This window comes from Gehongia tenuis, from assembly GCF_014384795.1.
GTDB lineage: Bacteria > Bacillota > Clostridia > Christensenellales > NSJ-53 > Gehongia > Gehongia tenuis.
In genome coordinates, this window is sequence record NZ_JACRSR010000001.1 from 959,611 (window position 1) to 972,981 (window position 13,371).

Genomic DNA, 13,371 nt, shown 5'->3' on the forward strand with positions numbered 1-13,371 from the left:
GTGACCCATGAGTATTTTTCAAAATCACTTGCTGATTGCAGCCGTTCTGGGATGGTTTTTTGCTCAATCCATCAAGTTTTTTCTGACCTGGTTTCAGGAAAGGCGGATTGATTGGACCAGAATCATGGGTGCGGGCGGGATGCCCAGCTCCCATTCCTCCTTTGTGTGCGCTCTGGCCACCTCAGCCGGGCTCAACTGCGGCTTCGCATCCGCGGCCTTTGCCATATCCACCGCCTTCGCTCTCATCGTCATGCACGATGCTCAGGGCGTCCGTCAGGATGCGGGAAAGCAGGCTGCCGTTCTTAACGAAATAATGGACTATTTTGAGGAACATTTGGGCTGGAAGGACCAAAAGCTTCGGGAGCTTATTGGACACACGCCCTTTCAGGTGATTGCCGGTGCTGTTCTTGGCGTAGCAGTTTCTATTATTTACCAGCAGCTTATTTGATTTTTCGGGGCCGCCGTGGTACAATAAGCCTGGTGGTACAGTATCCTAGTCGGCAAAGCCCATTTTGAAGGCGGGCCTAAAAATCCGTCAAAGGGCACATCGATGAAGTTTCTGGTGCTGGCTTTCGACGCCCAGTCGAGGGTTGGTGCTGGGAGTTAAGGAAGAAGGGCGATCTGCAATGGCATGCAGGCGTTGACCCAGCTTCCGTGGAGACCCATTGGGGTTGGTCGTTTTTTTGGATGGACTCCGTGGGATAGAACCTGCAATGCGGCGAAAGCTGTGTGCAGCGTAGCCTGCCTTGCGTGGATCGGGTGGATTTTGGAACTACGCGGGCGCCGCTCTAGGCCAGAGCGCGCTTGCGATCGCCGGATGAAACCCCATCTGCAAAAGAGGCTAGGAATGGGCCGCGTCGTTGAGGAAAGCTCCTAGGCTGACGCATGCGTTGGGGATTGAAGTGTGGACTCAGTGGTAATCCAGTCATGCACCTGGCAACAGGGCAAAACAGGTCTCAAAGGGAAACCGCCTTTTCGGCGACGAGAGGTGGCCTGTGGGGAAATCCTACTGGACCTATGCCGCAAGGTTTACTCAGCGCATCACCACCAATTTATGAATTATTGAGGTTTCGGTTTGGCTAAACCTAAGAAAAAGAGCAGCCTGTCCTGGGCTGTGAAAATAGCTCTCGTTACCTTTGCAATCGCTACGATGATCAATTTGCTATCCGAATCGGTCATGCGTGGCGTTGGTTTTATTATTGCGCTTTGCATCCTGCTTTTCATCATTCTTCTGGGCATTGTCTTTGATATCATCGGCATCGCCGTTGCCAGCGCTTCCTTGCCGCCGCTGGCCTCCATGGCAGCCAAGAAGATGAAAGGTGCAAAGCAGGCGGTGAAGCTTTTGCAAAATGCGCCCAGCGTGTCCAACTTCTGTAATGACGTGGTGGGGGATATCTGCGGCATCATCAGCGGTTCCGCCGGCGCGGCCATCGCGGCACGTATTTTGATGATGGCCGGTTCCACAAAGGAGGTCCTGGCAGGCGTTTTGGTCAGCGCCTCCATTGCGGCGCTCACGGTGGGCGGCAAAGCGCTCGGCAAGGGTTTTGCCATGAAAAAATCATCAACGATTGTGCTCTTCGTGGGCAAGGTCCTATACACGTTGGGCTATCAAAGACGGGTGAAAAAATGAGTACAATTTTGGAGAATGTGAACTTTCCGGAGGATATCCGGGGGTTGAACCAGGCCCAGCTTACCCAGCTGTGCAAAGAGATTCGTGAGCTGATTATCAATACCGTTTTGCAAAACGGCGGCCACCTCGCCTCCAATCTGGGCACGGTGGAACTTACATTGGCGCTCCATTTGGCCTTCAATACGCCCAAGGACAAAATTTTATGGGATGTGGGGCATCAGACCTACACCCATAAGATCATCACCGGCCGCAAAAGCGAATTCCGGCAGCTGCGGCAGAATGATGGCCTGAGCGGTTTCCCCAAGCCCTCTGAGTCAGTCTATGATACCTTTGGAACAGGCCACGCCAGCACCGCTATCTCGGCGGCTTTGGGGGTCGCAAGAGCCCGGGATCTCAGACATGAGGATTACCAGGTGGTGGCGGTGGTGGGCGACGGGGCGCTCACCGGCGGCATGTGTTTTGAAGGCATGAACGATGCGGGTCATTCCAAAAATCGAATCATCATCATCCTCAATGACAACAAGATGTCCATTGCGCCCAATGTGGGTGCGCTGTCCACCTATCTGACGCGGCTGCGTGCGGATTCCTCCTATCACCGCTTCAAAGATGGTTTGAGCGGTTTCCTGAAGCATGTGCCGCTGGTGGGAAAGCCCTTGGCTAAAGGCCTCGAGACGCTGAAAAACAGCATCAAATACTCCGTGCTCCCGGGAGCACTCTTTGAAGAATACGGCTTTCAGTATCTTGGACCGGTGGACGGTCACAACATCAAAGAGCTGTGCAAGATCTTTAAACGGGCCAAGACCATGGAGGATCCGGTTCTCATCCATGTCATTACGCAGAAGGGCCGGGGCTATGAGAATGCGGAGCTGGACCCCCAAAGATACCATGGAGTGGCGCCCTTCTTCCTGGAGAAAAAGACCGTGGACGAGGAACACGCACTCAGCTTTTCCACCGCTTTCGGGCTTGGCGTAACCCGCCTTGCTCAGATGGATGAGCGCATCGTGGCCGTGACCGCGGCCATGACCGATGGAACGGGCCTTCGCCCCTTCCAGCAGACCTTTCCTGAGCGCTTCTTTGACGTGGGCATTGCCGAAGAGCATGCCGTCACCATGGCGGCAGGCATGGCTTCCCAGGGCCTTCGGCCCTTTGTGGCGGTCTATTCCACCTTCATGCAGCGGGCCTATGATCAGATCATTCACGACGTATGCCTGCAAAAGCTGCCCGTTACCTTTGGGATCGATCGATGCGGCCCGGTGGGCGAGGACGGGGAGACGCACCATGGCATTTTTGATATCTCGTATCTTAGGTCCATGCCCAACCTGACCATTGTATCCCCGCAAAGCCCCGCTGAATTGATGGAAGTTTTGAAGCTTTACGATCGAATTCAGGGCCCGCTTGCCATTCGCTACCCCAAAGGCTACGGCCCGGCCAAAGCGCCGGCGCCCAAGATTGTGCCGGGCCGGTGGGATGTGCTGAGGGAAGGTGCCGACGGGATGATTTTGGCTGTGGGCCAAATGGTGCCCATCGCCCTTGAGGCGGCCCGGCTGCTGGCGGATGACGGCTACGCCGTGGGGGTATGCCACGCCCGGTTTATCAAGCCCTTGGATGAGGCCATGCTGAGCCGGCTCATCAACCGTTCCGGCTGGATCTTTACGCTGGAGGATAATGTGCTGGCCGGCGGTTTTGGTTCAGCCGTTTTGGAATATCTCGAACAGCGGGATGCCAAACTCCACATTCAGTGCTTTGGCTTTCCCGACACCTTCCTGCCCCAGATGACGATTGACAGCCTGTTTGATCAATATGGACTGACTCCGGAAAAGCTGAAAAATACCATGGAATACTATCTGGAACTGGAGGGGAAAGGGATTTGCAATGACGCAGGCTAAAGGCGAAAGACTGGATGTATACCTGGCGGAAACGGGGCTTGCTGCCAGCCGCGAAAAGGCTCGGGCGCTCATCATGGCGGGTGAGGTCTATGTCAATAATGAACCCGCCGCCAAGCCGTCCCTCCTGATCACGGAAAAGGATGAGGTCCGCATCAAGGCCCAGCTTCCCTATGTCAGCCGCGGAGGATTGAAGCTGGAGAAAGCCATGGTTGCTTTTCCCATCGATTTGCAGGACAAAATCTGTATCGATATCGGCGCTTCCACCGGCGGTTTCACCGACTGCATGCTGCAAAAAGGAGCCCGCAAAGTCTATTCGGTGGATGTGGGCTATGGTCAGCTGGACTATAAACTGCGCACCGATCCCCGGGTGGTGGTGATGGAGCGGACCAACGCCCGCTTTTTAAGCCAGGATACCGTGCCCGATCCCATTGAGTTTGCCAGCATCGATGTATCCTTCATCTCCCTGAAGCTCATCTTTCCCGCGCTGCACGGCCTCATGGCTCCGGATGGGCACTGTGTGGCGCTCATTAAGCCGCAATTTGAAGCGGGACGGGAGAAGGTGGGCAAGAACGGTGTGGTTCGGGATGCTGCCGTTCACCGGGAAGTGATCTCTGGAACTTTGGACGCCGCCCAGGATTTGGGATTTTATCCACTGGGTTTGACATATTCACCGATTAAGGGCCCCAAAGGCAACATCGAATTCCTGGTTTATTTGGCGATAAATCCCGAAAAATCAATGGAATTTGACGTGGAAACAATTTTAAGGGAAGCGCATAGTTTGGCTTGATAAATGTATAATTATGCGGTATGATGATGGAGGAAGGAGCGCTTTCATGCCCACAATCGGAATTTTTGTCAATTTGCAGAAGGACCGCTATTTGGATGTGACCCGTCAGCTCGTGGATGAGCTCACCCATCAGCAGGCGGACTTTTATCTGGAAACTTCCATCGCGGCCGCCCTTCAGATACCCGAGTTTGGAATGGAAGAGGAGGAGCTGTACCGAAACTGCCAGGTGCTCATGGCCCTTGGCGGAGACGGCACGATTCTTGGCGTAGCCCGAAGAGCCGCGCCCATCGGCATTCCCATCGCCGGGATCAATCTTGGCCGAATGGGTTTTCTGACGGAGATCGAGATTGGTGACCTCAAAAAGGTGGTCCGGCAGATTCTGGCGGGCCGCTACGAGGTGGAACACCGTATGATGCTGGCGGCCAAGGTCACAGGGCCAAACCGCCCCGAACCCCTGGAGATCCAATGCGCCATGAACGACCTGATGGTGACCCGTCATTCGGTCAACCGCATGCTGAGGGTGGTCCTTGAAGCCAACAACGGACTGTTGGACCGTTTTTCCGGGGATGGTGTGGTGATCGCATCGCCCACCGGCTCGACGGGGTATTCCCTGTCCGCCGGCGGACCTATCGTGGACCCGCTTTTGCCCTGCATGGTGGTCACGCCCATCTGCGCCCATACCCTGCATTCAAGAAGCATGGTGCTCTCCCGCGACGAGGAGATCCGAATCCGGGCGGCGAGGCCGGAGGAGGCCATGCTGCTCATGGTGGACGGGCAGGAAAGCTACGCGATCTTCCCGGGCGACGAAATTGCCGTTGCCCGATCCCCATACGAAGCTTTGTTCCTTAGACTGCAGGCACGGGATTTCTATTCCCTGGTCCGCAACAAGTTGTGGGAGTGGAGCCAATAGGAGGTCGTCAATGAAAACAGAACGTCATGCTGCTATTTTGGACATCATTCAATCAAAAGATATTGAAACCCAGGAGGATTTGGCGGAAGAACTGCGAAATCACAATATTGCAGTGACGCAGGCCACCGTATCCCGGGATATCAAGGAGCTTCGCCTTATCAAGGTGATGGGGGCGAACAAACGCTATAAATATGCCGCCAACACTCGGGCGAATGCGGTGCAGATGGAACGCTTGGTGAGGCTTTTCAAGGAATCCACCGTGAGCGTGGATGCCGCAAGCAATCTCATCGTCATCAAGACCCTGTCGGGAAGCGCCAATGCCGCGGCCTCTGTGGTGGATGCCATGCATATTACGGGGATCATCGGCTGCATCGCCGGCGACGATACCATTCTGGTCATTCTAAAAGAGGTGAGCCAGGTGGAATCCGCCCTGCAGCAATTCAAAGAGATGATGAAATAGAAGGGGATTTCATGCTTTTTCATCTGGCCATCAGGGATATTGCCCTAATCGAGCATTTGGAGATCGACTTTGCGCCCGGTCTCAACGTTCTCACCGGGGAAACCGGCGCAGGCAAATCCATCATTATCGATGCTGTAAACTTGGCCATTGGCGGGCGGGCGGAGCGTGAGCTCATTCGTAACGGCCAAACCAAGGCCAGTGTGGACGCCGCTTTTGAAGTGGATGAACGGCATATTGCCGACTTGATGAAGGCGTCGGGGATTGAACTGGAGGACAGCACGGTCATTCTCTCCCGGCAAATCGCCATGAATGGCCGGAATCTTTGCCGTATCAACGGTCAGATGGTCCCGCTGTCCCTGCTTAGGGCGGTGGGCGAGCGGCTGCTCGACATTCACGGCCAGCATGAACATCAGTACCTGATGGATGCCGGAAGGCATATCGGATTTTTGGATGCCCAGGGCGATGACGCTTTCCGGGCGCAGCTGGCCAAGGTGGCGGAGCTTTACGCGTCCTGGCGGGCCGCAGTGCAAAAGCTGAAAAAACTGCGGGAGAATCAGGCTGAGCGCGCTCGGCGTCTGGATATCCTTTCCTTTCAGATCAGCGAAATCGAAGAGGCGGCTCTCTCCTCCGGGGAGGAGGAGGAACTGTCCCGCCAGCGGCTTCTGCTGCAAAACAGTGAGCGGATTTCCTCCGCGCTTAACGAGGCCTATCATTTCATCTATGCCTCCAGTGATATGCCCGCCCTCACGGCGGTGCAGGAGGCCATGGACGCTTTTGATACCATTGCCGCCATGGACGACGCCTTTGAAGCCATGAAAACCCGGATCAGCGAGGTCTACTACCAGCTGGAGGATATCTCCCTTGAGCTTCGCCCCATGCGGGAGAGCATGGAGCTCGACCCCCAGGAGCTGGACGGTGTGGAGGAGCGATTGGAGCTCATTCGCAAGCTGGAACGAAAATACGGCAGGAATATTGACGAGGTGCTCGCCTTCTTAGCCGATGCACGGGAACAGTATGAGGGTCTCATCCATCTGGATGAGGATTTGGAAACGCTGGGCGCGGAATGTGACCGGAGGGAAAAGGAGCTCTATGCCGCTTCCCTCGCGCTCTCCAAGGCCCGGGAAAAATTGGCGCGCCGTCTGGAAAAAGCTGTTTTAAAGCAGCTTCAGGAACTGGATATGGGAAAGAGCCGTTTTGAGGTGAGGGACAGACGGCCCGGCGGGCCTGAGGAAGCTTCCAACGCTTACACCGCTTCCGGCTTTGATGAAATTGAGTTTTATATTTCCACCAACCCCGGCGAACCGCTGAAACCCATAGCCAAGGTGGCTTCCGGCGGTGAACTCTCTCGGCTTATGCTGGCCATCAAGACGGTTGCCGCCGAGGTGGACGAGGTGGAAACGCTTATCTTTGACGAGGTGGACACGGGCATCAGCGGCACCACGGGACAGAAGGTTGCCCTCAAGATGTCCGAAATTGCCGCCTACCGCCAGGTGATCTCGGTAACGCATCTGCCTCAGATCGCGGCCATGGCCGATGAGCATCTTTCGGTGCAAAAAACGAGTGACGATGTTAAATCCAGTGTATGTGTGGCGTCGCTGGACGAGGATGGTAAAATACGGGAAGTGGCTAGGCTGGCCGGCGGTCTTTTGAATGAGGCCGGGCTCCGGCACGGACGGGAGCTTATTTTAAATGCAAAGGCGCTCAAAGCCCAGAAAACCTAACCATGTTTGCTATGATTATGCAATTTTAACCGTACATGACATCCCCGCAAACGGAATAATTTGTCCTACTTCCGGCACACTATAGAAATAGAAAAACAAAGGAAGTGTGGGAATGCGGGAGACTTGGAAGAAACGTTTAGGCATAACGCTGGCAGCGCTGGTAACGCTGCTTAATTTTTCCGCCCCGGTGCAGCTCATCAAGAACATTCCGGACGAGCTGCGCGTGCTGGACGGTCAATCCTATGCCATCAATTTTAATCTGCCCGGCGGGATCGAAGTCAAGGGTGAAAACGTCGAGGTGGTGGGCTCCACTGCCGGACAAACCCTGGCCGAAGTGAACGACGGTCATACGCCGCTGGAGCTCAAATCAAGCGGCAGTTCGGGACAGCTGGAGCTGTCCTTATTCGGCATACTGCCTCTCAAGACCATCGATGTGAAGGTCATCGAATCCCAGTCCCTTTTGGTGGGCGGCCAGTCCATTGGCGTCACGCTGTATACAAGGGGCGCTTTGGTGGTGGGAACCGCGGAGATCACCGATGAGAATGGCGATCTGCATAATCCCGCCCAGGAGGCCGGACTTTTGCCGGGTGACGTGATTATCTCCGCGGAGGGGATGACCATTGAGGATTCCGAGCACCTGTCTCAAATCATATCCAATTCCAAAAGTGAAAGCATACCGCTGACGGTTGAACGAAACGGTGAAACGCTGGAGATCTCCATTACGCCGGTCAAGGACATGCTGGACGACACCATGCGTCTTGGCATCTGGGTGCGGGACAGCACGGCAGGTGTGGGTACGCTGTCCTTCTGTGATCCCACCACCATGAAATTTGGCGCACTGGGCCATGCCATCACCGATCTTGACACGGGAACCACCCTCACGGTAAAGGATGGAGAGATCATGCATTCCCGGATCTTGGATGTGACCAAAGGCGAACGCGGGCAGCCCGGCGAACTCAAAGGGACCTTTTTGGATAACCAAGAGGTGATGGGCTCCATCTCCAAAAACACCCAGTTTGGCCTATACGGCACCTGCTATGATCTTCCGGAAAACCCCATCTATCCGGACCCCCTGCCCATCGGCGTACAGAGCATGGTGACCGCCGGACCTGCCACCATTTTGACCACTCTGGACGATGAAGGCATCAAGGAGTATGACTGCGAAATCGTGGAGGTGAACCGTCAGAGCAAACCCACCGCCAAGGGCATGGTGGTCAAGATCACCGACAAGGATCTTCTGGAGCGCACCGGCGGCATCGTGCAGGGGATGAGCGGCAGTCCCATCATCCAGAACGGGCGGATTGTGGGCGCCATAACCCATGTGTTTATCAACGATCCCACCCGAGGCTATGGCATCTTCATCGAATGGATGCTGAGCGAAGCCAACAGCGAATAGATACGGCAAGATTTGCTGAATTTAAAAGGAAATATTGCCGGTTTAATCGAATAGATATGCTCAACAGTATATGATATATTCCAGATTAATGAGGATAGGGGAATGATGTAGATGGATGCAATCCGAATGGTCATCGCTGATGATAATCCTGAGTTTGTCCAGGTATTGGAGCAGGCCGTTGATCAGCAGGAGGGCTTTGAAATTGTGGGGCTCGCGGCCAACGGTTTGGAAGCGGTGGAGCTTGTGGAACAGCGTCATCCGGATGTTCTCATCGTGGATCTGGTCATGCCGGTTCTTGACGGCATGGGGGTGCTGGAATATACGCTGAAGCTTCCCTACCGCAAGGATTTCAAGATCATCGTCCTGTCCGCTATGGGCAACGACAACATCACCCAGCGGGCCATTGCCCTCGGCGCCGATTATTTTATGATCAAGCCTTTTGATCTCCACACCTTCCTGACCCGGGTACGGGAGGTTTGTCTGGGCCCCGATGCCGAGCCCGGCGCAGTTTTTGGCCGCAACGCGCTGCCGCTCAACGCACCGCTGGAGGCTGAGATCACCCACATGCTTCAGGAGATTGGCATTCCGGCCCATATCAAGGGTTATCAGTATCTCAGGGATGCCCTCATGCTGACCGTACGCGATACCCGTTTTCTGAGCGGCATCACCAAGGAACTCTATCCAAAAGTGGCTGAGAAATATGATTCCACCACCAGCCGTGTGGAGCGGGCTATCCGTCACGCCATTGAGGTTGCCTGGAACCGGGGCCAGATGGAAATCATTAACGACATGTTTGGCTATACCGTGCAGGAGGAGAAGGGCAAGCCCACCAATTCTGAATTTATCGCAATGCTTGTGGACAAGATTCGTATGCAGCACCATATGTAGGCGACATAATCGGCCCGTCCCGTGCATAATCTTCTATAGATGCACAAAGGAGGGCTTTTATCTTGGATCGAGTGGGGGACAAAGGATTCCGTTGGATCAAGAGCAATTTAGCCGCCTACATCGCGGTGCTCTTTTTTTTCTTCATTGGTTTGGCGAGTGGAGCTTACACCGCGAAAGCCCTGCCTTCCGCTGAAAAGGCGGATCTGACGGGATACGTAGTGAACGCTGGCGCTTTGGAAACCCATAGGGGCGAGGCTTTTTGGACTTCCCTGTCCAATAATCTCAAAACTTTTGGGCTGATCACCCTCGGTTCTCTATTTTGGCTGGGCTCGGCGCTGGTGGTCATCAGCGTGCTCGTTCGGGGCTTTGTGCTGGGCTTTACGGTGGCTGTGCTGGGAACGCTGGGCGCCCAGGGCCTGGGATTATCCCTCATTGCGGTTTGGCTTCCCAATGTTCTATTGGTTCCCATTTTGGCCACCTTTGCCGTATACGCTCTGTCCACGGCACTGGGCCGCAAAAAGGGGCGGGCCAAGACCAAACCGTCCTTGGAGCATCATCTTCTCATCTGCGGGCTGTTTTTCCTTTCTACCCTGGTGGTGTCGGTCATTGAAGTCTATTTGGTGCCGCCGCTGATGCAGCTTTTGGTATAATTTTTACAATCTGTCTGCAAATTGGGTCAAAAAAAAGGAATTTTGAAAACACCGTTGAATATTAAAGTTCTGTAAACTATTTATGTTAAGAAAAAAAGAAACACGTAATAGAGGGAGCATGGGGAAATGGACCGCATCCTGGAAAAGTTCTGTACCTACCTTGCCAAGGAAAAGCAAGTATCCACCAACACGCTGGAGTGTTATGGACGTGACGTGCGTCAATATTTAGATTATTTGACTGCTGAGAAAATGTCCTATGTGGATGTAAACCAGGATGATGTTATGAATTATGTGGACTCGTTGCGTGCTCAGGGCGTGTCCAATGCCACATTATTGCGTAAATTTTCATCACTTCGCGGTTTTTTTCAGTTTCTGACGGGCAGCGGCCTTATTGCCAGCGATCCCACGGCGCAGATCAAGCTGCCGCGCAGCGAAAAGAAGCTGCCTAAGGCCATGAGCACCCAGGATGTCAACAACCTTTTAAATCAGCCCAACCCCGACGAGGTGAAGGGGCTTCGGGATAAGTGCATGCTGGAGCTGCTCTACGCCACTGGCATCCGGGTAACCGAACTTATCGAGCTCAACGTGGAGGATATTCTGCTTCCACTGCATATGATCCGCTGCAATACGGGGGACAAGCGGCGCACCATACCCATTGGTTCGGTGGCTATCAAGTATTTGACCCAATATCTGCAAAAATCAAGGACCAAGCTTGTGAAGGATCCCGAGGAAAGGGCGCTGTTCATCAATCTGCAGGGTTCGCGCCTCACCCGTCAGGGATTCTGGAAGATCATCAAATATTATGCCCAGAAGGCCCATATCGAAGGGGATATCACGCCCCATACCCTGCGGCATTCCTTTGCCGTCCATCTTTTGGACAACGGCGCGGATATTCATGCCGTGCAGGAGATGCTGGGACACGCCGATATTTCCACCACCCAGGTCTACATCAAGATGCTGGGCGGACACTTGAGTGAGGTTTATAAAAAGGCCCACCCTCGGGCATGATGTCATTAGGAGGGGATAGCTATGGCAAAAAAAGCCGTTTTAATCGTTTTGGACAGCGTGGGCATTGGCGCCGCTCCCGATGCGGCCGCCTTTGGAGATGAGGGTTCGGATACGCTGGGCCATGTTCTGCAATTTCATGATTTTTCTTTGCCCAATCTGAGAAGGATGGGGCTTTTTAATATCCAGGGAACGTCGTTTTATGACCCGGTTCCGTCACCCGCAGCCGCCTATGGGAAGGGCCGTGAACTCTCCCGGGGCAAGGACACGACCACCGGCCACTGGGAGATGGCGGGCGTGCCGCTGGACCGTCCTTTTCCCACCTATCCGGATGGGTTCCCGGCGGATGTCATGGAGGCCTTTGAGGCGGCCATCGGCACGAAAACCCTGGGAAATACGGTGGCTTCCGGTACCCAAATCATTGAGGAACTGGGCGATGAACATGTAAAAACCGGCTATCCCATCGTCTATACTTCGGCGGACAGCGTCTTTCAAGTGGCGGCTCACGAGGAGATCATTCCCCTGGAACGGCTTTATAAAATATGCCAGACTGCCCGGAACATGATGGTGGGGGATCATGCCGTGGGCAGAGTGATCGCCCGGCCCTTCACCGGTACTTCCGGTCATTACACCCGCACCGCCAATCGAAGGGACTTTTCCCTCAATCCTCCAGGGCCCACCGTGCTGGATGAACTGCATAGAGCGGGATACACCACCGTGGGTGTTGGGAAGATCGGCGATATTTTCAACCGCAGGGGGCTCGATGAGGATCTGCACGCCAAGGGGAATCCGGCCTGTATGGCCGCCTGTCTTGCGAGGCTGGAGACGCTGGAGGAAGGGTTCATCTTTGTCAATCTCGTCGATTATGACATGCTCTACGGCCACAGGCGTGATCCCATGGGCTATGGCAGGGCCCTTGAGGCCTTCGACGCCTGGCTGCCCGGCCTGGAAAATCTGCTGGGCGGCGGACTTTTTATCGTGACGGCCGATCACGGCTGCGATCCCACCTTCCGCGGCACGGACCACACCCGGGAATATACGCCCATCCTCGCCCAGGGAGGGGGACTTATGCCGAGCAATCTTGGCGTCCGTTCCTCCTTTTCGGACATCGCCGCAACCATTTTGGACTATTTCGCCGTACCCGTCACCACTATGGGTACGTCCTTCTATCAAAAGTAAAGGGGGCATTGTCATGGATTTACAACAAACAGCGGACAGGCTCACGGAGCGTTTGGGTCAAAGGGCCAAGCTGGGCATTATTTTGGGATCCGGTCTGGGAGACTACTACGAGTCCATGACGGATACCATCGTCATACCTTATGGGGAGATCGAAGGCTTCCCCGAATCCACCGTGCCCGGACACGCCGGGGAGTGGATCATGGGCAGACTTTTTGGCATACCCACGGTAATGATGCGGGGGCGCTTCCACATCTACGAAGGGCATCCAGCGCAGATCGTGGCGCTGCCCATCCGGGTGATGCGGGCCATGGGCGTGGAAAAACTCATTGTCACCAATGCCTGCGGCGGCATTCGGGAAGACTTTGCGGCAGGGGATCTGATGCTGATCGAGGACCAGATCAATTTTGCCGGCTACAATCCTTTGATTGGACCCAATGACGAAAGGTGGGGGCCCCGGTTTCCCGATATGAGCCGGGCCTACGATCCATTTTTGCTTAAGCTCGCCCAGGAGGTAGCGGCTGATTTGGGGATTCCCCTTCAAAAGGGCGTTTATGCCATGATGAGCGGGCCTTCCTTCGAAACGCCGGCAGAGATCCGTATGCTGCGTGCTTTAGGCGCCGATGCGGTGGGGATGTCCACCGTGCCCGAGGTGATCGCGGCGAATCACTGCGGTATTCAGGTGCTTGGTATCTCCTGCGTGACCAACAAGGCCGCGGACGGCAAGGGCGAACCCCTCAATCATGAGGAGGTGCTGGAAGCGGGCCGGAGAGTGGCCGCATCCTTCCGGAAGCTTCTCAACGGCATCACCAAAAGGCTCACTTTTTAACAGGGTTGTCATGGAAAAGGCAGTGTTTGCATA

13 protein-coding genes are annotated in these 13,371 nt (G+C 54.8%); all 13 read left to right on the top strand.

Translation table 11 applies throughout. The annotated features are described in order from the left end of the window. Positions 1–7 precede the first annotated feature (7 nt). The 13 genes from H8696_RS04835 (at position 8) to H8696_RS04895 (ending at position 13,338) form a co-directional block, all read left to right on the top strand. The gene (locus H8696_RS04835) at positions 8–448 is read left to right on the top strand and encodes a divergent PAP2 family protein (protein WP_249315286.1); all 441 of its coding nucleotides are present in this window, start codon (positions 8–10) and stop codon (positions 446–448) included. A 627-nt stretch (positions 449–1,075) separates the two neighbouring features. Next, positions 1,076–1,630: a hypothetical protein gene (locus tag H8696_RS04840; protein ID WP_249315292.1), complete on the top strand. Its 555-nt coding sequence runs from the start codon at positions 1,076–1,078 to the stop codon at positions 1,628–1,630. Beyond that, positions 1,627–3,516, top strand: a complete 1,890-nt coding sequence (gene dxs / locus H8696_RS04845) for a 1-deoxy-D-xylulose-5-phosphate synthase (protein ID WP_249315294.1) — start codon at positions 1,627–1,629, stop codon at positions 3,514–3,516. The genes H8696_RS04840 and dxs overlap by 4 nt, the downstream gene beginning before the upstream one ends. Next, a complete protein-coding gene (locus tag H8696_RS04850) occupies positions 3,503–4,303 on the top strand; it encodes a TlyA family RNA methyltransferase (protein WP_249315297.1) in 801 nt (266 codons plus the stop codon). The genes dxs and H8696_RS04850 overlap by 14 nt, the downstream gene beginning before the upstream one ends. A gap of 46 nt (positions 4,304–4,349) precedes the next feature. Then, positions 4,350–5,213, top strand: coding sequence for an NAD(+)/NADH kinase (locus H8696_RS04855; RefSeq protein ID WP_249315299.1), 864 nt, complete (start codon positions 4,350–4,352; stop codon positions 5,211–5,213). Positions 5,214–5,223: 10 nt separating this feature from the next. Beyond that, positions 5,224–5,673, top strand: coding sequence for an arginine repressor (locus H8696_RS04860; protein WP_249315301.1), 450 nt, complete (start codon positions 5,224–5,226; stop codon positions 5,671–5,673). 11 nt (positions 5,674–5,684) lie between these two features. Then, positions 5,685–7,394 carry a DNA repair protein RecN gene (recN, locus tag H8696_RS04865; RefSeq protein WP_249315303.1) on the top strand — a complete coding sequence of 570 codons (1,710 nt, stop codon included), beginning with the start codon at positions 5,685–5,687 and terminating at the stop codon, positions 7,392–7,394. A gap of 112 nt (positions 7,395–7,506) precedes the next feature. Continuing rightward, on the top strand, positions 7,507–8,790 hold the full coding sequence (spoIVB, locus tag H8696_RS04870) for a SpoIVB peptidase (protein WP_249315304.1): 1,284 nt from the start codon (positions 7,507–7,509) through the stop codon (positions 8,788–8,790). 111 nt (positions 8,791–8,901) lie between these two features. Further along, complete coding sequence (gene spo0A / locus H8696_RS04875) at positions 8,902–9,678, top strand: sporulation transcription factor Spo0A (RefSeq protein ID WP_249315313.1); 777 nt, start codon at positions 8,902–8,904, stop codon at positions 9,676–9,678. A gap of 71 nt (positions 9,679–9,749) precedes the next feature. Continuing rightward, complete coding sequence (locus H8696_RS04880; RefSeq protein WP_249315981.1) at positions 9,750–10,328, top strand: stage II sporulation protein M; 579 nt, start codon at positions 9,750–9,752, stop codon at positions 10,326–10,328. Between the two features lie 126 nt (positions 10,329–10,454). Next, positions 10,455–11,336: a site-specific tyrosine recombinase XerD gene (gene xerD / locus H8696_RS04885; RefSeq protein ID WP_249315315.1), complete on the top strand. Its 882-nt coding sequence runs from the start codon at positions 10,455–10,457 to the stop codon at positions 11,334–11,336. A gap of 21 nt (positions 11,337–11,357) precedes the next feature. Then, positions 11,358–12,512: a phosphopentomutase gene (locus H8696_RS04890; protein ID WP_249315317.1), complete on the top strand. Its 1,155-nt coding sequence runs from the start codon at positions 11,358–11,360 to the stop codon at positions 12,510–12,512. Between the two features lie 13 nt (positions 12,513–12,525). Further along, entirely contained in the window at positions 12,526–13,338 is an 813-nt protein-coding gene (locus tag H8696_RS04895) for a purine-nucleoside phosphorylase (RefSeq protein ID WP_249315320.1), read from the top strand. Positions 13,339–13,371: the final 33 nt, after the last annotated feature.

Bases quoted from the DNA above. Each gene is read 5' to 3' on its own strand.
- dxs (WP_249315294.1), top strand. From the start codon at position 1,627: ATGAGTACAATTTTGGAGAATGTGAACTTTCCGGAGGATATCCGGGGG.
- H8696_RS04855 (WP_249315299.1), top strand. From the start codon at position 4,350: ATGCCCACAATCGGAATTTTTGTCAATTTGCAGAAGGACCGCTATTTG.
- H8696_RS04850 (WP_249315297.1), top strand. From the start codon at position 3,503: ATGACGCAGGCTAAAGGCGAAAGACTGGATGTATACCTGGCGGAAACG.
- H8696_RS04860 (WP_249315301.1), top strand. From the start codon at position 5,224: ATGAAAACAGAACGTCATGCTGCTATTTTGGACATCATTCAATCAAAA.
- H8696_RS04835 (WP_249315286.1), top strand. From the start codon at position 8: ATGAGTATTTTTCAAAATCACTTGCTGATTGCAGCCGTTCTGGGATGG.
- recN (WP_249315303.1), top strand. From the start codon at position 5,685: ATGCTTTTTCATCTGGCCATCAGGGATATTGCCCTAATCGAGCATTTG.
- spo0A (WP_249315313.1), top strand. From the start codon at position 8,902: ATGGATGCAATCCGAATGGTCATCGCTGATGATAATCCTGAGTTTGTC.
- xerD (WP_249315315.1), top strand. From the start codon at position 10,455: ATGGACCGCATCCTGGAAAAGTTCTGTACCTACCTTGCCAAGGAAAAG.
- H8696_RS04895 (WP_249315320.1), top strand. From the start codon at position 12,526: ATGGATTTACAACAAACAGCGGACAGGCTCACGGAGCGTTTGGGTCAA.
- H8696_RS04890 (WP_249315317.1), top strand. From the start codon at position 11,358: ATGGCAAAAAAAGCCGTTTTAATCGTTTTGGACAGCGTGGGCATTGGC.
- spoIVB (WP_249315304.1), top strand. From the start codon at position 7,507: ATGCGGGAGACTTGGAAGAAACGTTTAGGCATAACGCTGGCAGCGCTG.